Origin of the sequence: Dyadobacter endophyticus (assembly GCF_014641595.1) — a bacterium.
GTDB classification, from domain to species: domain Bacteria; phylum Bacteroidota; class Bacteroidia; order Cytophagales; family Spirosomataceae; genus Dyadobacter; species Dyadobacter endophyticus.
This window is the reverse complement of the sequence record NZ_BMIA01000002.1, coordinates 668659-690252: the sequence shown is the minus strand read 5'-3', so window position 1 is coordinate 690252 and position 21594 is coordinate 668659. Positions and strand designations below refer to the sequence as shown.

At 48.0% G+C, this 21594-nt stretch carries 21 protein-coding genes and 4 tRNA genes; 17 read left to right on the top strand and 8 right to left on the bottom strand.

Translation table 11 applies throughout. The annotated features are described in order from the left end of the window. Nucleotides 1-48: 48 nt before the first annotated feature. The 3 genes from IEY24_RS15090 to IEY24_RS15080 all read right to left on the bottom strand — a co-directional run bounded on the left by IEY24_RS15090 (nt 49) and on the right by IEY24_RS15080 (nt 3019). Nucleotides 49-1152, bottom strand: a complete 1104-nt coding sequence (locus IEY24_RS15090) for an efflux RND transporter periplasmic adaptor subunit (protein ID WP_188933479.1) — start codon at nt 1150-1152, stop codon at nt 49-51. Nucleotides 1153-1295: 143 nt separating this feature from the next. Then, the gene (locus IEY24_RS15085; protein ID WP_188933477.1) at nt 1296-2543 is read right to left on the bottom strand and encodes a chorismate-binding protein; all 1248 of its coding nucleotides are present in this window, start codon (nt 2541-2543) and stop codon (nt 1296-1298) included. Between the two features lie 50 nt (nt 2544-2593). Then, a complete protein-coding gene (locus tag IEY24_RS15080; RefSeq protein WP_188933475.1) occupies nt 2594-3019 on the bottom strand; it encodes a hotdog fold thioesterase in 426 nt (141 codons plus the stop codon). 85 nt (nt 3020-3104) lie between these two features. On the opposite strand from IEY24_RS15080, the gene IEY24_RS15075 reads away from it, so the two are divergent. The 4 genes from IEY24_RS15075 to IEY24_RS15060 all read left to right on the top strand — a co-directional run bounded on the left by IEY24_RS15075 (nt 3105) and on the right by IEY24_RS15060 (nt 6584). After that, nucleotides 3105-3749: a histidine phosphatase family protein gene (locus tag IEY24_RS15075; protein ID WP_188933473.1), complete on the top strand. Its 645-nt coding sequence runs from the start codon at nt 3105-3107 to the stop codon at nt 3747-3749. 106 nt (nt 3750-3855) lie between these two features. Then, nucleotides 3856-4953, top strand: a complete 1098-nt coding sequence (locus IEY24_RS15070) for a sensor histidine kinase (protein ID WP_188933471.1) — start codon at nt 3856-3858, stop codon at nt 4951-4953. A gap of 51 nt (nt 4954-5004) precedes the next feature. Then, nucleotides 5005-5739 (top strand): LytR/AlgR family response regulator transcription factor, encoded by a 735-nt coding sequence (locus tag IEY24_RS15065; RefSeq protein WP_188933469.1) that lies wholly within the window; start codon nt 5005-5007, stop codon nt 5737-5739. A 29-nt stretch (nt 5740-5768) separates the two neighbouring features. Further along, entirely contained in the window at nt 5769-6584 is an 816-nt protein-coding gene (locus IEY24_RS15060; RefSeq protein ID WP_188933467.1) for a DUF3298 and DUF4163 domain-containing protein, read from the top strand. Here the strand turns inward: IEY24_RS15060 and radC are convergent, their stop codons facing one another. From radC to IEY24_RS15040, 4 genes are all read right to left on the bottom strand, one after another. After that, nucleotides 6585-7289 carry a RadC family protein gene (gene radC / locus IEY24_RS15055; RefSeq protein ID WP_188933464.1) on the bottom strand — a complete coding sequence of 235 codons (705 nt, stop codon included), beginning with the start codon at nt 7287-7289 and terminating at the stop codon, nt 6585-6587. 60 nt (nt 7290-7349) lie between these two features. Beyond that, nucleotides 7350-8885 (bottom strand): tetratricopeptide repeat protein, encoded by a 1536-nt coding sequence (locus tag IEY24_RS15050; RefSeq protein WP_229222371.1) that lies wholly within the window; start codon nt 8883-8885, stop codon nt 7350-7352. A 62-nt stretch (nt 8886-8947) separates the two neighbouring features. Then, entirely contained in the window at nt 8948-9694 is a 747-nt protein-coding gene (locus IEY24_RS15045; protein ID WP_188933462.1) for a zinc ribbon domain-containing protein, read from the bottom strand. A 97-nt stretch (nt 9695-9791) separates the two neighbouring features. Further along, nucleotides 9792-10892 (bottom strand): Nif3-like dinuclear metal center hexameric protein, encoded by a 1101-nt coding sequence (locus tag IEY24_RS15040; RefSeq protein WP_188933451.1) that lies wholly within the window; start codon nt 10890-10892, stop codon nt 9792-9794. Nucleotides 10893-11053: 161 nt separating this feature from the next. On the opposite strand from IEY24_RS15040, the gene IEY24_RS15035 reads away from it, so the two are divergent. The 10 genes from IEY24_RS15035 to IEY24_RS14990 all read left to right on the top strand — a co-directional run bounded on the left by IEY24_RS15035 (nt 11054) and on the right by IEY24_RS14990 (nt 15936). Further along, a tRNA-Asp gene (locus IEY24_RS15035) sits at nt 11054-11127 on the top strand. A 98-nt stretch (nt 11128-11225) separates the two neighbouring features. Then, nucleotides 11226-11299 (top strand) — tRNA-Asp (locus IEY24_RS15030). A gap of 98 nt (nt 11300-11397) precedes the next feature. Beyond that, nucleotides 11398-11471: transfer RNA gene (locus tag IEY24_RS15025), tRNA-Asp, on the top strand. 574 nt (nt 11472-12045) lie between these two features. Beyond that, nucleotides 12046-12345, top strand: a complete 300-nt coding sequence (locus IEY24_RS15020; protein WP_188933445.1) for a hypothetical protein — start codon at nt 12046-12048, stop codon at nt 12343-12345. Between the two features lie 476 nt (nt 12346-12821). Further along, nucleotides 12822-13292, top strand: coding sequence for an Lrp/AsnC ligand binding domain-containing protein (locus IEY24_RS15015; RefSeq protein WP_188933444.1), 471 nt, complete (start codon nt 12822-12824; stop codon nt 13290-13292). Nucleotides 13293-13387: 95 nt separating this feature from the next. After that, nucleotides 13388-13741: a PadR family transcriptional regulator gene (locus IEY24_RS15010; protein ID WP_188933442.1), complete on the top strand. Its 354-nt coding sequence runs from the start codon at nt 13388-13390 to the stop codon at nt 13739-13741. A gap of 38 nt (nt 13742-13779) precedes the next feature. After that, nucleotides 13780-14802 carry an energy transducer TonB gene (locus tag IEY24_RS15005; RefSeq protein ID WP_188933440.1) on the top strand — a complete coding sequence of 341 codons (1023 nt, stop codon included), beginning with the start codon at nt 13780-13782 and terminating at the stop codon, nt 14800-14802. 151 nt (nt 14803-14953) lie between these two features. After that, a complete protein-coding gene (locus IEY24_RS15000; protein WP_188933438.1) occupies nt 14954-15478 on the top strand; it encodes a 3'-5' exonuclease in 525 nt (174 codons plus the stop codon). 73 nt (nt 15479-15551) lie between these two features. After that, complete coding sequence (locus IEY24_RS14995; RefSeq protein ID WP_176885155.1) at nt 15552-15728, top strand: hypothetical protein; 177 nt, start codon at nt 15552-15554, stop codon at nt 15726-15728. A 134-nt stretch (nt 15729-15862) separates the two neighbouring features. Beyond that, a tRNA-Ala gene (locus tag IEY24_RS14990) sits at nt 15863-15936 on the top strand. 956 nt (nt 15937-16892) lie between these two features. Here the strand turns inward: IEY24_RS14990 and IEY24_RS14985 are convergent. Beyond that, the gene (locus tag IEY24_RS14985) at nt 16893-17696 is read right to left on the bottom strand and encodes a DUF4198 domain-containing protein (protein WP_188933436.1); all 804 of its coding nucleotides are present in this window, start codon (nt 17694-17696) and stop codon (nt 16893-16895) included. A gap of 66 nt (nt 17697-17762) precedes the next feature. Between IEY24_RS14985 and IEY24_RS14980 the strand changes: the two genes are divergently transcribed. The 3 genes from IEY24_RS14980 (at nt 17763) to IEY24_RS14970 (ending at nt 21566) form a co-directional block, all read left to right on the top strand. After that, nucleotides 17763-18140, top strand: coding sequence for a hypothetical protein (locus IEY24_RS14980; RefSeq protein ID WP_188933434.1), 378 nt, complete (start codon nt 17763-17765; stop codon nt 18138-18140). A gap of 135 nt (nt 18141-18275) precedes the next feature. Continuing rightward, nucleotides 18276-20435, top strand: a complete 2160-nt coding sequence (locus IEY24_RS14975; protein WP_188933432.1) for a TonB-dependent siderophore receptor — start codon at nt 18276-18278, stop codon at nt 20433-20435. Nucleotides 20436-20453: 18 nt separating this feature from the next. Continuing rightward, nucleotides 20454-21566: a PepSY-associated TM helix domain-containing protein gene (locus IEY24_RS14970; protein WP_188933431.1), complete on the top strand. Its 1113-nt coding sequence runs from the start codon at nt 20454-20456 to the stop codon at nt 21564-21566. Nucleotides 21567-21594 lie beyond the last annotated feature (28 nt).

Here is a 21594-nt window from a genome sequence, read left to right as displayed (position 1 = left end):
TGGGTTTCAAAGGAATGGTCGTTGCAACAAGTACCGCGGAGGCATTTGTTACTTAGTCGCTACATTCAGGTTTCTAACACTTCTCACTTTCACAGGAGCATCGGGACGGGCAAAAAGTACGCCCGAAACAACCACCGTATCGCCGACATTCAGGCCTTTGGTCACTTCCACTACATCCTCCCTGCGGTCGCCGGTCTCTACTTGTGTAAACACAGCCTTGCCGCCCTTCACGATCACGACTTTCTTGCTGCGTGCTTCCGGGATAATGCTGTTGGAAGGAATAAGTATGCTATTTTTATTGTTGCTGGCAGTGATATACACTTTTGCAAATGAACCGGGGCTGGTATTCCCCGAGCTTAGCACCGCACGGACGGTAAGGTTCCGGGTGGTCTGGTTCACTTGCGGCTCAATGGCCAGAATGCGGGCAGTTTCGTATTTGCCGGAGGCCTGGTCGAGCAGTACTTCCACTGTACCACCTTTGTTTACATATTGCTGGTAGCTTTCGGGAACAGTGAAATCTATGCGCAGATTCGAGAGCTGTTGCATGGTGGCGATGACGCTCTGGGGCGTTACGTATGAGCCCGCGCTCACTTTGCGCAAGCCTATCACGCCCGTGAACGGCGCTTTAATGATCGTTTTGTCGATCAGCGCCTGGGTATAAGCCATGTCGGCTTTGAGGGTATTGACATTATTGAATGCCAGGTCGTAGTCGGCCTGGTTGATACCGTTTACGGCGATCAGCTGTTTGAGCCTCTTCTCGGTCGTTTCGGCGAGGTCCAGCTGGATTTTCGACCGGTTGAGCTGGGCCAGGAGGTCGGCATTGTTGATCCGCGCGATGACGGTTCCTTTTTGTACGGTTTTGCCTTCCGGAACTTCGAGGAATGTGAGCAAGCCGCTTACTTCCGGTCGCAATTCTGCGAATTCGTTGGCCACGATAGTGCCGTTCACTTCTACCTTGTCACTGACCTTCTCGGATTTCGCAACGATCACGTCTACGACAGTGGGGCCTCCACCGCCTTTTTGCTGAAAAGTATCCTTTTTTTCTCCGCACGAAAGCGTAATAAAGAGCGAACCGGCAATGATAAGTGAAGACAGAGGTTTGGTTAAATTTGGCAGTCCTTCTGCACGGGCAGATCTGGCGATAACATTCATAGGGTTTGGTTAACCTGGCTTAAATGGTTTAGGAGTTCGCAGGACTAAATACGTCCTGGTCAGAGGTTTGTTCAAAATTAGATATTAATCTCGAACGGATTAGACTTTTTACGGCTATAAAAGTTTAATGCCAGCTAATTTTTTTATAAGGTACTCCCGATCACTTTCAGCAGGGTATCGCATTTCAGCTCGGTTTCGAGCCATTCCTGCTCAGGTACAGAGTCTTCCGTAATTCCGGCACCGGCGAAAAACGTGGCCACACCGTCTTTAAAACGCACAGTACGGAGGTTTACAAACAGATTGGTATCCCCGCCCACTTGTGCCGGGCCCAGAAAGCCGCTGTAATAGGAGCGGTTATAGCCTTCCACATCATTAATAAATTGAAGACTGGGCGCTTTCGGGACTCCGCAAATGGCCGATGTAGGGTGCAGAAGTTTGAGCATGACCGAAGCCAGTTCGGGGAAGTTGAGCGCTACCGTATCAACTTCGAAAATGGTCCTGAGATGGTACAAGTTACCTGCAAGAACGGTTTTAGGTCCTGTTTCCAGGTATTCGCGCAGGCGTATTTTTTTGAAGCATTCAATAATATACCGGCTTACAAGTGCCTGTTCTTCAATTTCTTTCTCGCCCCAGCGGATGTCGTATTTGGGGATAAGTGTCCCCGATGCGTCGCGTGCCGCTTGCGTGCCAGCGAGGGACATTGTTTTGAATGTGCCGGCAGATAGCTGCTCTACCAATAGCTCGGGACTTGCGCCAAGCCAAATTTCATTTTCTTCCGGCAGGTTCACCAGGGAAATAAATGCATGAGGATAGGCCTTTACAAGCCTTTGAAATGCCTGGGCCGGCTGGAATGCGTCGGTATACCGGAGGTCTTTCGCCCGCGAGAGCACCACTTTCTTAAACTGATTCTGGCGGATAGCTGCCACGGCGAGTTCTACTGTCCGTTCGAAGCGGGATTTGGCATCGGGCCGGTCGCTCAACGGAAGGAGCTGGATTGCAGGTGCCGGATTAACGGGGTTTTCTGCGCCTGCCGAGGAAGCCAATTGTACCAGTCTTTTGACTTCGGGATGCTCTTCGCCAAGCCGGTTGTCAATTTGTGTGAGCCGGTTGTCCTCGGAGAATGTAAGGATAATATCACCTTCCAGAAAGAGCACTTCCTGGTCGTCTTCCCAATAGAATGTGCTCATCACAAAGCCCGGGCTCATTTTTTCGAGTTCGGGGAGGCATTTACGGATGCCGTCCTGGATGGAGATAAGCAGTTTTATTTCGTTGGTGTGAGGCAGGCGCCATAATGCAGAGGGGAAACCCGTCATTTTGGATGCGTGCCAAAGCTCCTGAATCTGTAATCCTTCAAATATCGAGGTCCCGGTGTCGGTCTGTACTGATAGCATTTATAACGAATGGGCAATATCCCGTTAGGTCAATTTTCTGCAAAATAATGTTAGCGGTCTGCATTCACAATAGCGACCGTTAGTCTACTTATACAAACGAGTTTATTTTCTTCATTGGTAATCCTGATGTCCCAAATGTGTGTCGTCTTGCCAATGTGGATCGGCCGCACAGTTCCGTAAACATAACCTTCCCTGACAGGCCGGAGGTGATTAGCGTTGATTTCGAGCCCCACTGCGTGTTTGTTTTCGTTTTCAGGAATACACAAAAATGAAGCGATACTGCCCAGCGTTTCGGCCAGTACCACCGACGCTCCGCCGTGTAAAATCCCGAAGGGTTGGTGCGTTCGCTGATCGACCGGCATCCGCGCTGACACATAATCTTTTCCGATTTCCGTAAACTCTATTCCGATGTGATGGGCAATGCTGTTCTTTCCAAAAGATTGTAGTGAATCGACGGTAACGGTTTTATTAAACATATCTAAAAAATGTATAAATTTGTATTGGCTTTGCGGAGTAAAAACAAGGTTTTTGTAAATTTTATATTTAAATTATCCTATTATTTTGAAAAGAAAATCGATTTACCTCATTCGCCACGGTGAAACTGATTTTAACCGCAGGGGAGTTGTTCAGGGAAGTGGTGTTGATTCCTTGCTGAATGAATGGGGAGAAGCTCAGGCCGCAGCTTTTTTTAGTGCTTATCAACATGTTCCGTTTGACAAAATTTATACTTCTGATTTAAAGCGAACACATCAAACCGTCCGCGGGTTCATCAGGCTCGGCATACCGCATGAAAGCTACTCCGGGCTGAACGAAATATCGTGGGGAGACCGTGAAGGCCGCGAACCCAATACGGGCGACAATAACTATTACCGCGGGCTGGTCAATGCCTGGAAAGCCGGTAATGTTGAGCTTGCAGCCGAAGGCGGCGAAAGCCCGTTGGATGTGAGGGAACGTCAGATTCCGGTGATCGACGCGATCCTTTCCCGCCCGCATGAGCGGAACATCCTCATTGCCATGCACGGTCGTGCCATGCGCGTCTTGCTGACGACGCTTTTCAACCAGCCGCTGGTACGGATGGACGACTACGAACACAGCAATCTTTGCCTCTACAAGATCAATTATTCTTACGATACCCAGCAGTTCGAGCTGGAAGTGTCCAACGACATCACGCACCTTCTTTCCATCGAAATTCCGCAAACGATATAGCAGCCGTTTGTGTAGATTCGTTTCCATTGGTGTATTAATGTACCTCTCCTGAGGGGGCATTAATACATTTGTGGCTTTTCAGTACCTTATCAGCGTTCCTATGTTCATGTCCAAAAAACGCATCTATTGGACTCTGCAAATTCTTGGCTGGACATTGTTAATCATGTTCGAATATATTCCGTATGCACTCGAGTACGGCTTCGAACTGAGGGAATTCTATACCGCACTTGCCAATATATTGTTAGGCATTTGTCTTACTCACGTCTATCGCCTAGTTATCCGGCGGTGGAACTGGTCGTCATTGCCGTTGCCCAGGCTTGCATTACGTGTAATAGGTTCGGTATTGTGGCTCGGACTGATCATGGCGATGATCAATCAGCCGATGGACCGCGAAGTGCTGGAACATAATCTGCTCAACCAGCCGCTTGTTTTCTGGGGTTATTATGCCAACTGGTGCAAAAACCTGCTGGCTTGGATTTTGTCCTACACGGTTTATCATTATGTGGAACAGACGCGCCTGGCCAGCTACGAGAAGATCATGCTGAAAATGTCGATGCGCGAGGCGGAGGCCAAAGTGCTTCGTTCGCAGCTCAACCCGCATTTTACATTCAATGCGCTGAACAGCATTCGCGCACTCGTGTATGAAGATCCCAAACGCGCGCAGCTGAGCATTACGCAGCTATCCAATATATTAAGAAATTCATTGCTGGCCGATCGCCGCAAAACAGTCGATTTGCAGGAGGAGCTTCGTACCGTGGAAGATTACCTCGAACTGGAAAAAGTGCGTTATGAAGACCGTCTTTCTTACAGCATTACCACGAATCCCCAGGCCATTTACTGGCAGGTACCGCCGATGATGTTGCAGACGCTCGTCGAAAATGGTATCAAACATGGCGTAGCAAAGCAAATGGGAGGTGGATTTATCGGGCTAAAATCGGAAATTGCGAATGAGTTGCTCGTTATCACTATCCATAACTCAGGTAACCTGGGCGACACGGAAGTGAATGCAGGTAACCTCGGTAATAGTGAATCCGGTGGGGTTGGTTTGAAAAATACGGCCGAACGGCTATCGATTTTATACGGTAAGGCAGCAACATTCCGGATTTTTCAGGAGAAAGAGAATGTGGTTTGTTCGGAAATAAAAATCCCGATGCTTTCCGAAGGTGTGATGATGGTGGGGGAGGGATCTGAAAAAGCAAACTAATGACCAAATCAATATACTTTCTATTTATTATTCCTAACTGATCCATCCGCCATGAGGACCTTAATTGTAGATGATGAGCGATTAGCACGCAACGAGTTGAAGAGATTGCTGGAACCATACACCAAAATTGAAATAGTAGGAGAGGCCGCGAATGCGGAAGAGGCGCTGAAACTGATCGAGGAACAACAGCCCGAATTGCTTTTCCTGGATATTCAGATGCCCGGTAAAAATGGTTTCGAGCTGCTTTCGTCGATCGAAGGTAAAAGCCCGGAGGTGATTTTTACGACTGCATTCGATGAATATGCGATCAAAGCATTCGAATTCAACGCATTGGATTACCTCTTAAAGCCGATCGATACTGAGCGCCTGAAAGAAACCATTCACCGCATCGAAGAAAACCAGGCGCAGCCGGAATCTCCTGCGCATGCCAGCGAGCGTGCGGAGAAAGTACTTGGCGAAAATGACCAGGTATTTGTGAAAGACGGGGAGAAATGCTGGTTTGTAAAACTGGGCAAAATCCGGCTGTTCGAATCGATGGGCAATTACGTCCGCCTGCATTTCGACGACCAGAAGCCTTTGGTATTGAAATCTTTGAACAATCTGGAAGAGCGCCTGGACCCGAATACCTATTTCCGCGCCAATCGCAAGCACATTATCAACCTGCACTGGATCGAGAAAATCGAGCCGTGGTTTAGCGGAGGCCTTCTGGTAACCTTGCAGGGCGGGGATAAAATAGAGATATCCCGTCGTCAGGCGATCCGGTTTAAGGAACTAATGAGCCTTTAATGTCTTCCCGAACTATAAAAACAATGTCTATGGGTTTGAAGCAAATGCCAGCCCTGGCGCTCGGCGCTTTGTTGTTCTGGGCATGTAACCAGTCGCCAAAAAAGGAAAATGCGGTCGTTGGAATTAGCTATCAGACGGGTGAGGTTAAAAAGGAGAAGTTTGGCGGTTGTGACACTATTACAAGCAAAGGCATTTCCCTGATTGTCAACCTTTGGCAACCTACCGATTCGAATGCAGTAGCGGCGAAAATTCGGGAGATCTTGAATGAGAAGACGATTCAGCGACTGAATTCCTATGGTGACCCGGCCAGCGCTGCTGCGCGCCTCGAAGCAAACAAAAGTACGAGCGCTGCATTTAAGGATTTCGAAAAGAACTATAACGATTTTAAAAAGGATTTTCCCGACTCGCGCGGCTGCTGGGAGATAGAATTGCACGGAGATACCGTGATGACGACGCCGAAAGTGCTTTTTTATCAATTGGACCACTATGCATTTACAGGCGGTGCGCATCCGAACACCTTCACGTCGTACCACGCATTCGACGGTAAAACCGGCGAAGAGGTCGAAATGAAAAGTTTTGTGGCCGACTCCGTGGCTTTGCTAAAACTGGTTGAAACAAAGTTTCGCGAACTTGAAAAACTGACACCCGGAGTCGATCTGGAAGACGCCGGTTATTTTTTAGCAAACCACAAATTTTTCATTCCCGCAAATTACGTTTTCACAACCGAGGGCGTCCTTTTCTACTACAATCCGTATGAAATCGCGGCCTATGCCCGTGGTCCGATCGAATTTACAATCCCTTACGAAGAACTGAAAGGCATTATCCGGAAAGAAGCGGTGTTCTGATTACATCTCGCCGGAATCCTTAAAGCTGTAATAGCCGTCATTGGTAAAGATTATATGATCTTGAACGGGCAGGTCGAGCAATCGGCCTGCCTTTGTAATTTGTTCGGTGAGGACCTTGTCGGCCAGGCTGGGTATCAGTTGCCCGGACGGATGGTTATGGACGAGAATAACGGAGCTGGCCATATGGTCCAGTGCGATTTTGAATACCATTTTGATATCCGTAGCCGTACCGGAAATGCCTCCTACGCTCACCTGTATGGCTCGCATCACGTAATTTCCCCGGTTGAGCAGCAGAATCCAGAACTCCTCATGCGTTTTGTCCATCAGATAGGGACGCATGGCTTCGTAGACCGGCTTGGAGCCGATAATTTTATTTTTCTTTTTAGAAACAATGTCGCTGCGCCGCCGGCCGAGCTCCAATGCTGCCAGAATAGTGAGCGCCTTCGCTTCGCCCATACCCTTGATTTTGGTCAGATCCCTGACGTTCAGCTTGGCGAGTTCGTTGATATTGTTGCCAACTGACGCCATCAGCTCCCTCGCCAGGTCGACGGCGGTCATTTCCGTGGTTCCCGAGCGGATTAAAATGGCCATCAGCTCGGAGTCCGAGCATGCGGCCCGGCCTTTGTTCATAAATTTTTCACGGGGTTTGTCATCGTCGTGCCAGTTGATGATCACCTTCGGATTGTCGCTTTTTTTTCTGGGCATATTCCGGCGCATTAAGGCTTGCATCCTTGATACGCAGAAAGTGCGTTTTGGTAACAAACGCTATTGTCCCAGTTCCGTGAGGGCGGCACGGGCTTTGTTGTCTATGCTGTTCTTGTATTCATGCTTTTTGAAACTCATAGCTTTTTTGAAATACAATACAGCGCGCTGATTGTCAGCCTTTTTCTGGTAAATATAGCCCATTTGCAATGCCGAAGATGCCGCAAAACCTCCCGCACCGGCATCGGCCTGCCCAAGCGCGATCGAGCGGTCGTAAAATGGCATTGATTCGTTGATATGACCAGATTTTTGGAGAATTCGGGCCATACGATAATTGAACTCGGCTTTTTCGTAAGTTGTGCCAAAACTTTTTTCCGAAACGGTCTTCATCAACTCCCCGGCCTTCTGAAAATAGCCGCCATCAGTTGCATACCGGGCCTTGTACAGCACTTTTTGCATCGGGCTGATTTTGCCCTCGCCAAATTCCTTCGCAATTCTTTCCGCAAACTGATCGGCTTCCACGATGGTACTGCCGGTTTGGGTTACCTTTTGAATATATCCCGCAGCCTCCTGGTCGCGGCCGGTGAGCCAGCGGCACAGGAACATTTTGAAGTAGCTGTCCTTAATGTAGTTGAACCCGGTATATTGTTTCAAAAACCGCGCATACAAAGCGAGTGCTTCCTCATAATCGCCACGCTGAAGTGCGATTTCCCCACGCAGGTAGTTTAGGAATGGAAAGGGCATATATTCCTTGCCGACCGGTGCCTCTGCCAGGAAATACGAGGCCTCCTCGCTTCGGTTCTCTTTCATCAAAACCGTTGTGGCGAAGAAATGCAGTAGCAGGTTATCAGGCTGCTCTTTGGGCCATTGCCGGATGCGTGCTTGCTGTTCGGGGCTTAGTTGGAGGGTGTAGGCATGCAATAGGAGGTCGATCAGTTCGGCCTCCTGCTTGAAAAAAGGTTCTTCTTTCACCACCTCCCGAAGTTCGCGGATGCCTTGCTTGATATTCCCTTTCAACCCCAGAATCTTGGCGATCCAGGTATAATTTTCAGGAATTGAGCCAATCAGCACGTGGAGGAGGCCCAGTGATTTGAGGGTAGGGGTAAATGCCGGAAATTTCTTTCGGTTATCTTCCAAAAGCCGGTAGGCCTTGATAATCTCCCAGGAGCCGCTAACCTCATTGCCGAATTTGAGCTTGGCAAATGCAGAATGCAGGCGGATGTCGGCCTGGAATAGTCGTTTGTAGGGCGACTTCTCCGAAAGTCTCCCGACCTGGTCGAGTCGTTTTTCCTGTTGTTGGGTGAAAACTTTATAGCGGGAACGGTCTTCGGCAATGAGCAGATAATGGAGGTCTGCGTAACTGTCGAGGTAAGCTATGAACGGGTTTTCGGCATTAACCACCCTTTCCTCGTCGATCAGTTCGCGTGCTGCGGGGAGTCTTAATTTTTGTATTTCAAAATAGGCCTTTTGCAGTTTTGGAGAAAAAACAACGTCGCTTTGCTCCTCGACAGCTAATGAAGGCGGGAAGTATGCGAATAGAAGCAGACAAAATAACAGCCTGTACACCTTGGATTTGCCTTTGGGTAATCTCATGCTCATGGTAATGCGCATAAAAAAAGGTTGTCCGGATAAGACAACCTTTCAATTTAATATTTAAGATCCTAGCGGCGCTGGTGAACCGGTTGAACGCTCTCTACGTCGGCGAGGATACGTCCGCAATGCTCACAAACGATCAGCTTCTTGCGTTCGCGGATATCAGCCTGGCGTTGAGGAGGAACGATGCTGAAACATCCACCGCAAGCTCCGCGCTGTACGTGCACAACGGCCAGACCGTTCAGCGAGTTGTCGCGGATTTTTTGGTAAGATTTTAATAAACGTTCTTCGATTTTCTTTGCGTGCTTCTCTCTTTCCGCGCTAAGTGCCTTCTCTTCGGATTCGCTTTCGCTGGTGATTACCGAAAGTTCGTTTTTCTTCGCTTTCAGGTCTTCGTTTCTTTCATTCAGGATAGATTCCGCACGGTTTGCGTCTTCTTCGATGAGGCGGATGCGGGCTCTGGCTTCGTTAATTTTCTTGTCGGCCAGTTGCATGTCGAGCTCCTGTAATTCTATTTCTTTAGTGATGGCATCGTATTCGCGGTTGTTGCGAACGTTCATCTGCTGATCTTTGTATTTCTTGATCAGTTTTTCCCCTTCTTTTTGTGCATTTTTGAAATTGTCAATTTCTGTATTCAGATTGGCAATTTCTGATTTAAACTTCCCTAACCGCGTTTCGAATCCTACAATCTCGTCTTCCAGGTCCCTTACTTCTTCGGGAAGGTCCCCGCGGGTTTTTAGTATTTCGTCAAGGCTTGAATCGATTTCCTGAAGTTTCAGGAGAGCATCTAGTTTTTGTGCGATTGTGTTTTCCATGTATGTCTCTTATGGACTTGTTTCAATGCTTGAATGGTGAGGTAGTCAGCCCTAATATTAACAGATTATCAGCAGAATTCGTTGTCAAAACCGGTTTTCAGGAAAAATACCGCACCGGATTAGTACTGATTTCTGACAAACAGAGTGCGAAATTACTAAATTTTCCTGATATATATTCATGCAATAAATTTTTCGTAAATACTTCACTTTCGTAATGCCCTATGTCACAGATGATAATGCGTCCTTCGGCATCGAAAAATTCATGATACTTGTAGTCCGCCGTCACGTACGCGTCGGCACCTGCGGAAATGGCATTGCGTAGCAAAAAACTGCCAGCTCCACCGCAGACCGCCACGCGCCGGATCTTGCGGTCGGTCGGTTCTGTGTATCTGATCACCGATGCGTCCATTTTATCCTTCAAATGGGTCAGAAAGCCGGCTGTATCCATCGCCTCGGGAAGTTCCCCGATCGCCCCGGCGCCGACGTCCTGGTTTTCATTTTCCAGCGCAGACATGTAATAAGCTACTTCCTCGTACGGGTGCGCGCGCTTGAGTGCGCTCAGCACCTGTGCTTGCAAATGCGAGGGCAGTATTACTTCCACACGGTGTTCTTCCGCCGTTTCTAGTTTTCCACGTGTGCCGGTAACCGGGTTTGCATTTTCGCCGGGAAGGAATGTACCTAGTCCCTCGCTCCGGAAGCTGCAATTACGGTATTCGCCGATTTCGCCGGCGCCGGCCTCGAAAAGTGCTTCCAGGACGTTCTGCGTATTTTCGACAGGGCAGAAAAATGCCAGTTTGGTCAGTATTTGCTTTTTGGGGGCCAGTATTCTGACATTCTGAAGGCCGAGACGCCTGGCGATCTGCGAGTTCACGCCACCGACGACGTGGTCGAGGTTGGTATGCGTCGCGTAAAGCGCAATATCGTTTTTGATCGCCTTCATCACCGTCCGCTCGATATAATTCTTGCCGTTGAGTTTTTTTAGGCCCTTAAAAATAATAGGATGGTGCGCCACTATAAGGTTACAATGCTTACGGATGGCCTCGTCGACGACCTCCTCGGTAATGTCGAGCGTGAAAAGGATGCCAGCCACTTCAGTATCCGGCGAGCCTACCAGTAATCCCGCGTTGTCATAATCTTCCTGGTAGGGCAGCGGTGCGAGCTTTTCAAGCTCGACTAAAATTTCTTTGATGAAGGTCATAAATTTTCTGGTGGTTCAACTATTTCATTTTCAGAATATTCTTCATTGAAGGGTTATTGTTTTACAAATAAAATAACTAAATTGCTGTGTAAGGTGTTGCAATCGTAAATATTAATAGTAGTTTTGCACCACGTTTTACAAGGACGATTGTGGAACGAATCGGTTTGGTAGTTCAGTTGGTTAGAATACATGCCTGTCACGCATGGGGTCGCGGGTTCGAGTCCCGTCCAGACCGCCGATTTTTTGAGTATTGTTGGTTAGTTGCGCTGGTTCAAGTCCCGCCGGAATGCCGGCCCAGCCAGACCGCCGATTTTTTGAAGTTCTTTATTTAATGGTTTGGTAGTTCAGTTGGTTAGAATACATGCCTGTCACGCATGGGGTCGCGGGTTCGAGTCCCGTCCAGACCGCCGATTTTTTGAGTATTGTTGGTTAGTTGCGCTGGTTCAAGTCCCGCCGGAATGCCGGCCCAGCCAGACCGCCGATTTTTTGAAGTTCTTTATTTAATGGTTTGGTAGTTCAGTTGGTTAGAATACATGCCTGTCACGCATGGGGTCGCGGGTTCGAGTCCCGTCCAGACCGCACAAAAGCTCAGAGAAATCTGGGCTTTTTGCATTTTAGGGCTTTTGCTTGGTAGTTCAGTTGGTTAGCTTACATGTTCGGCCCACAGGGTTCGAGTCCCGCCGGTGTGCCGGCCCAGCCAGACCGCACAAAAGCTCAGAGAAATCTGGGCTTTTTGCATTTTGGGGCTTTTGCTTGGTAGTTCAGTTGGTTAGCATACATGTTCGGCCCACAGGGTTCGAGTCCCGCCGGTGTGCCGGCCCAGCCAGACCGCACAGAAGCTCAGAGAAATCTGGGCTTTTGCATTTTAGGGCTTTTGTTTGGTAGTTCAGTTGGTTAGCATACATGTTTGGCCTGCGCGGTTCGAGTCCCGCCGGTGTGCCGGCCCAGCCAGACCGCACAAAAGCTCAGAGAAATCTGGGCTTTTTGCGTTTTAGGGCTTTTGCTTGGTAGTTCAGTTGGTTAGCTTACATGTTCGGCCCGCGTAGGGTGTCATGCAAGGGGCGGCCTGAAAAGCTTTTTCGTACCGATTGATAATCGGAGTTCTGACTGTGCTGCCAGATTGTTAACTTCAGGTTGGTTTAACCTGGAAGACATGAAAACAATATTTTGGCTAGCAGTAACCCTGGAATCGGCGGGGCTGGTGTATTTCATTCGTAAAGCGTGGCTGTTGCTCCGCGCTGATCAGCGGTATGTCTATCCTGAATATTACCGCCAGGTTTTCTATCCGATCCTCGTGCTCTCGGTATTGCTTATCGCGAGTCTTCTTATTAAATATTACTTCCACTCGGATAGGCCAGCCACATTCGTTGCGCTACTTCCCGTGATCATGCTTGTGCTGGCATTGGTTGGGATCATTGTCGGGACAATTCTGGTGGGTGGTAAATGGCACTGAAATGCTGCTATTGGGCTTGAAACGGCCATAAAAAAACACGCAGGTTTCAAAATGAACCCGCGTGTCAAATTACACTTCATCAACAAACTAAAAACCAAATAAAACTAATACGAAAAAAATCGCTTGTCAAGTTTTTTTTGCTGTAGGAGGGGGATTCGAACCACCCACGGTGCGGTTAGCTACGGTACAAATACTGTTGGTGGTCCACCCCAGTCGACTTGCGTCGGCATTATGCCGCGTTTATCCCTTATTCACCACCCCCGAGACAGGAGGGCATGGCTGCCAATTTCATCACCCTACAATGTGATCTCAAATCGAATAAAGCGTTGTTTCCAACTACTTTTCTGATTTTGGTTCTGCAAAACTAAAACTTCTGTTCTGAATTATAAAATATTTTCATTTAAAATTGTTAAAATTTACGATTCTTTCATAATTTGAGATTGATTGTTGCGAAGAATTCAAACTTTTAACACAAAATGCAAAAATATTCAGATATTGACAGTACCGATCTGCGCATCCTTTCCCTGCTGATCGAGAACGCAGCGTTACCGTACACGGAAATAGGCAAGCGTGTGTTTGTCTCCGGCGGGACCGTGCATGTGCGCATGAAAAAGCTGGAACACATGGGGATCGTAAAGGGCTCCCAGCTCGTGATCGACCCGACGAAACTGGGCTGGGATATCAGCGCTTTTCTTGGAATTTACCTCGATAAAAGTTCGTTGTATGAGCAGGTTGCCACCGAATTGGAGGGGATACCCGAAGTTGTGAATATCCACTATACTACGGGAATTTATAGTATCTTCCTGAAAATCGTTTGCAGAGACACAGGGCACCTTCGCGAAATCCTCCATGACAAGATCCAGAAAGTAAACGGTATCCAACGCACAGAAACGTTCATATCGCTGGAAGAAAGAATCAACCGCTCTATTCCATTGGCTGAAAGCTAGTTGAAGATTTCTCTTGACCTCATTAAAAGAAATTTGTAGATTTGTATTGTATATATAAAAAACTTATATATATTTGCTGTATAAAAATTTCACTCATGGAGAATAACACAACGAGTAACGAGTATGTACGGGGTACATTAAAAACCATCGTGCTGAATTTGCTGGCAGAGCACGACCGCATGTACGGTTATGAAATCACCCAAGAGGTTAAGGATAGAACAGGTGGCGCTATTGCCCTGACATTCGGTGCGCTTTATCCTGTACTCCATAAATTGGAACAGGACGGGCTGCTGCTGACCGAGTCGGTGGAGGTGGACGGGCGTCTCCGGAAATATTATTCGCTGACACATCGCGGAAATGAAACCGCGCGCACTAAAACCGATGACTTAGAGCGTTTTATAGATGCAGTAAGATTACTGCTAGCCCCCAAAAAACTGGCAACAGAATAAATAACAGGTACATGGCTAATCTTTAAACAGATCGATCTATGAAACGCCTTCAGGAAAATCGCATTGACCAAATAAGCAAGTATTTGCAGGCCAACAAGCTGGATCCGGAATTGCTCCCGGAGATCCTCGACCACCTGGCTTGTGAAGCGGAGGAAAGTCTTTGGGATGGCCAGGCATTCGAGCAGATTTACCAGGATATGGTAAAAACAGCTGATGCGCAAACCCTCCTGAATCTGAGTGTTGATCATCAAAATCTATTAGCCATGGAAAAATCTTTGAACGACATCGTCTTCGAGAACCGTAACAAGTCTTACGGCGCGTATGATCTGAGAAAAGGTTACGGCCAGACCGTCCAGCGGGCGGTCGTGATGGGTGTAGCGTTTTTTCTGCTGCTGGTGATGTTCCCGAAATTGTACGCGAGGCTCACGCCCGATCCCAAACCGGACGATGTTGCCTGGTTGGTGGAGGTGAACCCCGTGAACATTAAAATGGAAGAACCGCCGGTGCCGCCTGCAAAGGAGGAACCAGCTCCAGTGCAGAAAACGGTGAAGGCACTGACTCCCGAAGTGCTTCCAGATAACGAGGTTGAAATTGAAGAACTGCCGCCAGTGGTGGAGGATCTTCAGAATGCGCAGCCGTCGACAGCAACAGTGGACGGAGCTGAAAATATCGACGTGATTGCCCCTCCGGTTGAAAACGCACCGGCGCCAAAGGCAGAAGTCGCTGGCGTCGAAACGAGGAGAGATGAGACTTTTACGCATGTAGAACAGTCGCCACAATATGCGGGAGGAAATGAAGCGATGTCGGCTTTCCTGCGTAAAAACCTTAAATACCCCAGACCTGCATCGCAAGCGGGCGTGCAAGGGAAGGTATTTGTACAATTTACAGTAGGTTCTGATGGAAAAATAGAGAATGCGACCGCATTGAAGGGTATCGGATTTGGTTGCGATGAAGAAGCGGTTAGAGTGGTGAAGATGATGAAAGACTGGATGCCGGGCAAGCAAGCCGGCGTTCCGGTAAGGGTAAGATTTACACTGCCGATTGCATTTCAACTGGACTGATCATCGCTCATTGCGTAGATGCCTCCCTGTTATTGAAGAAAATCCTCGCTTCGGCGGGGATTTTTTTGTTTTTTTGTGGTGTTGAAATCTTCTACCAGGTAAGCCGGATGATAATAGTATTTGTGAGTAACCATTTCAGTGTGAGTAATTAATGTATGCGATAGTTGATATTGAGACCACGGGCGGGGGAGGAGCTGCACGCATTACGGAGATTGCTGTATTCAGGCACGATGGTGTGCAGATTGTCGATTTTTTTCACTCGCTGATCAACCCGGAGATATACATTCCGCCATTTATAACCCGGCTTACGGGAATTGATAATGAGATGGTTAAGGACGCGCCCACATTTTACGAAGTGCAGGACGCTGTGCGGGCAATGACACGCGACGCGTGGTTCGTGGCCCACAACGCCAAATTCGATTATGGCTTTATCAAAAAAGAATTCGGGGCAATAGATGAGTACTTTCAACGCGACTTGCTTTGTACCGTGCAGCTGAGCCGGAAGATTTTCCCAGGCCTGAAATCGTACAGTTTGGGTAATCTTTGCGAGAGTCTGGAAATTATGATCGAAAACCGCCACCGGGCTCATGGTGACGCGGAAGCAACCGTACGCCTTTTTGAGATGTTACTCTCTAATGATCGCCAAAATCTTATTCCGATTAATCTTTATCAATAGCGAAATCGGCCCGAACCTTTCATGGAATGGTTTTTGAATATTGGTTAGCATCACTAACTAAATATTCCTTCCCATGAAAGCTTACATCAATCTTCTGATTATCCTCCTGTTGTCTTTTACGCTCACTAGCTGCGAACTCATCGGCGATATCTTTAAAACCGGCGTCTGGACTGGCGTAATTCTCGTGGTAGGCATTATCGCCATCGTAATCTGGCTGTTGGCTAAGGCATTTGGGGGCGGTTCGCGATAGCGGTTTTTGAAAAGATATAAATTGAAATATAAAATCATGCAGGTGCTTGCATCTGAAAGTTCTCTGTTTCATCTTTGCACTCCTCAATCGGGGGCCAGATATTCCATCGGGAATGTCGGCGAAACATTGAAATCGGGGGATTAGCTCAGTTGGCTAGAGCGCTTGCATGGCATGCAAGAGGTCGTCGGTTCGAATCCGATATTCTCCACTTGATAATCAGCCACTTACAAATTATATGTAAGTGGCTTTTTCTTTAGGTCGAACATTTTTTGTCGTTTTGGTTCAGTTGACCGGCTCAGCCACCACCGATTCTATGTTTTTTAGCTCACCATTTCGCGCTTCAGCAACTAATACCGAGTTAGTTCAGGGTAATAGCTAACCTAATATCCCGTAAAAATGCCAAATGGCAGTTGGGGTTTTAAACCATCTTCCCAGAACATCCGCCCTGTGATCAAAGACATCCAACCCGTGATGGATTAGCTGATCCATTAACAATTGCCTCTCGGAAGAATTGTTGTCCAGTAGTGAATCCGAACGAAGCCGACGCACGGTGCACTCTTTTTTGTCTATTGATGAAGAGAATCATCCCCCAGAACCCAGGGGATAATTAGCAAACTTCTTACTACAACTTTTAACCTATACGGTTAATCGTATTTAAGTTTAGCGATTTTGAAGCTCCAATTTATTTATACTATCGTATTTTCGACGAACGGTTACATATGTCCTGACGAATGAACCGTTAATTGGTGAATCGGTTTTAAATATATTATAGACAATTGAATCCTTTTCTTTTCACCGTGGCTGATGAAAGAGCATAAATCCAGAAATTTCCATATGCAGAAGAGCCCTGATTTTTTTTGACAGATTTTTTTGATTAGTTAATTGAAGTAAATTCTTTCAAATTGAGTTTTCCGATGATTTCACCATTTCGGGAGCAATTTATTCATCAAGCTTAGTCTCTATTTAAACTAAGTTTTGCTTTATCAAATGAGTTCTCCACATCTTAGGCCTACTTTCAATTCAATATCCTTTTGCAAAACTTCGATTCAAGCAGTATTAGCTTGAATGAGTATCTGGTTACCACTGGTTTCGATTTGCTTGTTGGTACTGTTGAATTACGAGGAGGACGGTCCAGCTTGGTAAAATTTCGATTGAACGGATCATTCAGTAAAAACCGAACGTATAGCTTCCCCAGTAGCTCTGCCAGTCAGCCTGCTTTGGATCGCTATTGGGAACCATCTGCACCGTGCTGATCATCCATTTTCCAGTTTGATCAATGGAGAAACTCACGCTCCCGTCGTTGTCACTTCTAAACGATTCATGGGTTGTTTTCCCTCCCACCTTATGCCAAGCCAGTACCAGTGCGTTGCCCAACGGCTTATTATCAAAAAGTACTTTAAAGGTCATCGGGCCTTTGGCCGTTTGCGCGTAGGGATTCCTGGCAGGGATAATTTCAAGCCGCATACCTGTGTTGACGGCGTAAGTTTCATCGGTTGGCTTTCCCACCTGAATCAACGTCTTTACGCAGCGCTGGTACAATTCCCTTCCAGCTTTCAGCGTATCCTTGCGTTGTTCTCGAAGCTTTGCCGCATGATCCAGACCTTCGGTACGTAGGTACGCATTGAATTGCAAAGCTTCGAGTTCTATAAACTTGCTGGTATTGTTAAATGCAATGAGGTGGCTTCCTTCCGAGGCAAAGCTCATATCGATACTACTGAGGCTATCCCCATAAACGTTGCTGCGAACGTCGTGTTTTTGGCCTTTATGGTAGTGATCCAGCTTAACGATTTTGTATTTATGTCCGTTCGAATGCTCGCCGGTGTAATCTTCACCAACCATCAGGTCAATGCGGACTTTTTCATTTTTGTTAAGCCAGAATTTTACGGGTTCGAGCCAGAATTCGTGCGCGAATGCCAATGAACAAAATAACAACAGGCAAGCCAGGGAAAGCAGTCTTTTCGTTTTCATAAAATGCGACTTTGAGCGCACAAATTAACGCATATCTTAGGATTTGCTATATTTGCGCGCCGATCGATGCGTACATTTATACTTTACATATGGCTTATTACAACGATCCTGCCGACGTTTAGTCAGTGGGGAACGATTGCGTACTATAAGCTTAACAAGGAATATATCACGCGTGTCCTCTGCCAAAACCGGGATAAACCGCAGCTCCATTGCAATGGGAAATGCTACCTGGCTAAAAAACTCAAAGAGCAGCAGGAGAAACAGGACCGGCAGACTAGCGAGCGTGTGGAAAGCATTCCGATGCTCCAACTATTCGCTTCTGCATTAACACGTTTCGAGTTCATTCCGGTGCAACTACCACAAGCCGTTCAGCGCATTGTTCCATATCGGTTGGCCACCTATCAGGCGCCGTTTTCCATACTTGTGCCTCCTCCCTGTGCGTAGCACAATTTTTTGATTTGAAACGCCGCATTTAGCTCCGATGACCTCTCTCTCGTCATCCGGATCAGCGCATCTGCTTATATCCAACCTATCTCGCCCGCTTCTGAAACCGGGTGAGCACATTAATTGTATCTATCGATGAAAATCAAATATCTGTTGCTATTTCTTTTAACCGCAACTATCTGTGAAGAAAGCTTTGCCCAATCCCGTCCTGATTCGCTGAACCGGCATAGCATCAGCAAAGAACAGGAACTGGAAGAAGTGGTAGTGAGTACAGCGAAGAACCGCTACCAGGTTTTATCCTCCCATGCATCCACCCGAACGAATACGCCATTGCTTGCTACGCCTCAATCGGTGCAGGTAATGTCGGCGGAAGTGCTGCGCGACCGGCAGGCATTCACGCTCAATGAGATTGCCGGTTCATTTACAGGCATGAAAGCCAACAATGGTAATGGTAACTTTCAGATACGAGGTTTTACGGCTTACTCACCCAATGACGCCAGTTTCTTGCTTTACAATGGGATACGGGGGAACCTGTTCTTGTGGAGCCAGCAGCCGTTGCTTTATAATATCGAGTCCGTAGAGTTGCTTCGTGGTCCATCTGGCGCTTTGTTTAGTGAGGGTTCTCCGGGTGGTGTCGTCAATTTTGTCACTAAAAAGCCGCTGACTGAAAAGCGGGCAAACGTGGATCTTTCTCTGGGAAGCTGGGCATTTGGCCGCGCATCGGTCGACCTTACCGGGCCTATCGATCGTGAGAAGAAGCTTTTATACCGGGCGATCGTCGGCTATGACCGCGGGGAGAGTTTCAGGAATTATCAGGAGAAAAAGAACCTTTTCGTTGCGCCGTCACTAACCTACCTTTTTAACAGCCGGACTTCGTTGAACCTCGAACTCAACTATGCCTATTCCAGGGCCGTTCAGCAATACGACAACGGTAGCTTCATCTATACCAGGCCCGACGGCAGTTTCGATTTCAACCATTATTCCAACAAGCTGACCATCCAGAGCCCGACAGATTACGGCAAAACCCGTAACATGTCGGCCACACTCACCTTCGATCACCGGATCAACGACAATCTCAAACTCACAGTCGTGGAGCGGGCCGTGCGAAATGTGCTCGATTTTACAGACCATATTCCGGTTGGAAGGATCAGAAACGATTCGGTCAGCCGAGGGTACCAGGATTGGCTGACCGACAGGTTCAGCCTGCAAACGACCGCTTTCGCCACTTACAGCGCGAAAACCGGCGCGGTAGGGCATCAGGTCATCGTCGGTACCGATTATAACCGTTATGGATGGACTGAAAACGATTATCAATACAAACCATCCACCCGCATTTCCATTCTGAACCCCGACTATACCGGCAGTGTTCCCGACGCCTCGGTTCCGGCCGACGAGTCGGATGACAATAAGCGTGTAACGAACCTGATCGGCGGCTATATCCAGGACCAGCTGAGCATCGGGAGTAAACTGAAAGTGCTGCTTTCACTGCGTTACGACAGCTATAATGCGAAGGAAACGCCGCTTTCGGACCGCGACAACAAGCAGGGCGACGAGCTGCAAGCTTCTGGCTGGATTCCCCGGATCGGATTGGTGTATTTGCCGGTGAAGAATGTCTCGATTTATGGTACCTATCTAAAATCCTTTAACCCTCAAACTTCCAACAATGTGCTGGCTGGCGGCCCATTCCCGACCCGGAAAGCGACCCAGTATGAAGTTGGTTCAAAGGCTGATGTGCTCGATAGCCGCTTGTCGGCAACATTGTCGTTGTATCAAATCAATTATGCTAACATTCTGACGGCCGCACCGACGGAAGAAAACTCCCACCGGCAGGCGGCGATCGATGGGACGCGCAGCCGGGGAGGTGAGTTTTCCATTACCGGCAGCCTGAACGCGCTCAGCCTGATAGCTGGGTATGCATTCAACGAGCACGTGCTGGTGAGCACGACCACCTACGGCAAAAAAGGCGACCGATTTGCCAATGCGCCGAAGCATCAGATCAACTTTTGGGGCAAATATGCGCTTCCTGCTAATGTGCTCAAAGGGTTCAGTTTGGCGGCGGGTGCTCGGTATGTGAGCGACCAGGTCGGTTTGCTGAGCAATCAGAACTTTGTTTTCCCTTCTTACATCGTCCTGGATGCAGCGCTTTCGTACCAGCGAAACAGGTTCCAGGTCCAGTTGAATGCATATAACCTGGCCAACAAGCACTACTTCACCGGAAGCCGTTCCGGCGTGACGCTGGCAGGGTTAGGTGATCCATTTAATGTAAGATTAGGAATTAGCTATCAACTCTGGTAACCGGATTATCAGCGCATTATGAAGAAAGTACCATTTGCCAGGACCGTTTTCAGGCTACACAGCTGGCTTGGCTTGTTAACCGGGATATTTCTGATTTTGCTGGGATTAAGTGGCTCCGTTCTGGTTTTCAGAACGGAGCTTGACCAGTATTTTAACCGAAATCTGCTGCATGTTTCACCGGTAACCAATACCGCGACTGACCAGGTCTTGAAGCGTTGTTACGAAAACATCACCACCCGCTACCCGAATCTGGACGGCATTGCATGGGTAAATCCGGACGCGGGGCCGACCGATGCCTACAATTTCAGGATTTACTTCAACGACGCCCGCCTGTTTACGTATGATCTCGGGCTGATTTCATTTGACCCGCACACCGGTGCGATTCTGCGTGAGGGACCGTCGAGCGAGTTCACGCCCAGTTTTATCGAGTGGCTTTTCCAGTTTCATTTCAGCTTCCAACTAGGCATTCCCGGTGCGGCTTTGACTGCCGTTTTTGGCATTACCATGCTGCTTTCCCTGATCACGGGCGCGGTGGTTTACTGCAAGATGCTGTGGAAAGTGATTTGTTTTAAAATAAAAATCAACCGAAAGAACTGGCGGACGATCAGCTCGGATTTACACCGTATTGTGGGCGTGTGGTCGCTGCTATTGAATGCTGTGATTTTCTTTACCGGATTCTGGATGAACCTGTTTGCGTTCAAAGCCAAAACGTGGGAGAATGAGCAGGTAGCCGCCCGGCCCAATACACTCATAACCATCTCCCCGGATCGGATGTTTAAACAAGCGCTCTCGGGCATGCCGGATTTGCAGCCGACCTATGTTTACCTGCCGACGCAACCAACCCGTAAGTTTGAAGTACGCGGCTATTCGGCGGGGCAATGGAAGATCTGGGGAAGCTCCAACTCGGTGAAGATCGATCCGCAGACCGGGGAGTTACTATCTATTAACAGATTTTCGGACAAGCCCTTGGCCGAGCGCATTGAAGCGACATTCTTCCCGCTGCATGTCGGGAATTTCGGTGGCATTCCCGTTAAGGTTTTGTATGTGATAACCGGGCTTGCTCCGGGTCTATTATCTGTCACAGGCTTTTTGCTTTGGTGGCGGGGAGTCCGGAAACCGAGGAGAAAATAGCGCTTGCTGCTCTTAGCCCGGTTGTCTA

Bases quoted from the DNA above. Each gene is read 5' to 3' on its own strand.
- IEY24_RS15050 (WP_229222371.1), bottom strand. From the start codon at position 8,885: ATGAGCATGAGATTACCCAAAGGCAAATCCAAGGTGTACAGGCTGTTA.
- IEY24_RS15005 (WP_188933440.1), top strand. From the start codon at position 13,780: ATGAAACGCCTTCAGGAAAATCGCATTGACCAAATAAGCAAGTATTTG.
- IEY24_RS15065 (WP_188933469.1), top strand. From the start codon at position 5,005: ATGAGGACCTTAATTGTAGATGATGAGCGATTAGCACGCAACGAGTTG.
- IEY24_RS14975 (WP_188933432.1), top strand. From the start codon at position 18,276: ATGAAAATCAAATATCTGTTGCTATTTCTTTTAACCGCAACTATCTGT.
- IEY24_RS14985 (WP_188933436.1), bottom strand. From the start codon at position 17,696: ATGAAAACGAAAAGACTGCTTTCCCTGGCTTGCCTGTTGTTATTTTGT.
- IEY24_RS15015 (WP_188933444.1), top strand. From the start codon at position 12,822: ATGCAAAAATATTCAGATATTGACAGTACCGATCTGCGCATCCTTTCC.
- IEY24_RS15070 (WP_188933471.1), top strand. From the start codon at position 3,856: ATGTCCAAAAAACGCATCTATTGGACTCTGCAAATTCTTGGCTGGACA.
- IEY24_RS15085 (WP_188933477.1), bottom strand. From the start codon at position 2,543: ATGCTATCAGTACAGACCGACACCGGGACCTCGATATTTGAAGGATTA.
- radC (WP_188933464.1), bottom strand. From the start codon at position 7,289: ATGCCCAGAAAAAAAAGCGACAATCCGAAGGTGATCATCAACTGGCAC.
- IEY24_RS15000 (WP_188933438.1), top strand. From the start codon at position 14,954: ATGTATGCGATAGTTGATATTGAGACCACGGGCGGGGGAGGAGCTGCA.
- IEY24_RS15060 (WP_188933467.1), top strand. From the start codon at position 5,769: ATGGGTTTGAAGCAAATGCCAGCCCTGGCGCTCGGCGCTTTGTTGTTC.
- IEY24_RS15010 (WP_188933442.1), top strand. From the start codon at position 13,388: ATGGAGAATAACACAACGAGTAACGAGTATGTACGGGGTACATTAAAA.
- IEY24_RS15020 (WP_188933445.1), top strand. From the start codon at position 12,046: ATGAAAACAATATTTTGGCTAGCAGTAACCCTGGAATCGGCGGGGCTG.
- IEY24_RS14995 (WP_176885155.1), top strand. From the start codon at position 15,552: ATGAAAGCTTACATCAATCTTCTGATTATCCTCCTGTTGTCTTTTACG.
- IEY24_RS15045 (WP_188933462.1), bottom strand. From the start codon at position 9,694: ATGGAAAACACAATCGCACAAAAACTAGATGCTCTCCTGAAACTTCAG.
- IEY24_RS15040 (WP_188933451.1), bottom strand. From the start codon at position 10,892: ATGACCTTCATCAAAGAAATTTTAGTCGAGCTTGAAAAGCTCGCACCG.
- IEY24_RS15090 (WP_188933479.1), bottom strand. From the start codon at position 1,152: ATGAATGTTATCGCCAGATCTGCCCGTGCAGAAGGACTGCCAAATTTA.
- IEY24_RS15080 (WP_188933475.1), bottom strand. From the start codon at position 3,019: ATGTTTAATAAAACCGTTACCGTCGATTCACTACAATCTTTTGGAAAG.
- IEY24_RS14970 (WP_188933431.1), top strand. From the start codon at position 20,454: ATGAAGAAAGTACCATTTGCCAGGACCGTTTTCAGGCTACACAGCTGG.
- IEY24_RS14980 (WP_188933434.1), top strand. From the start codon at position 17,763: ATGCGTACATTTATACTTTACATATGGCTTATTACAACGATCCTGCCG.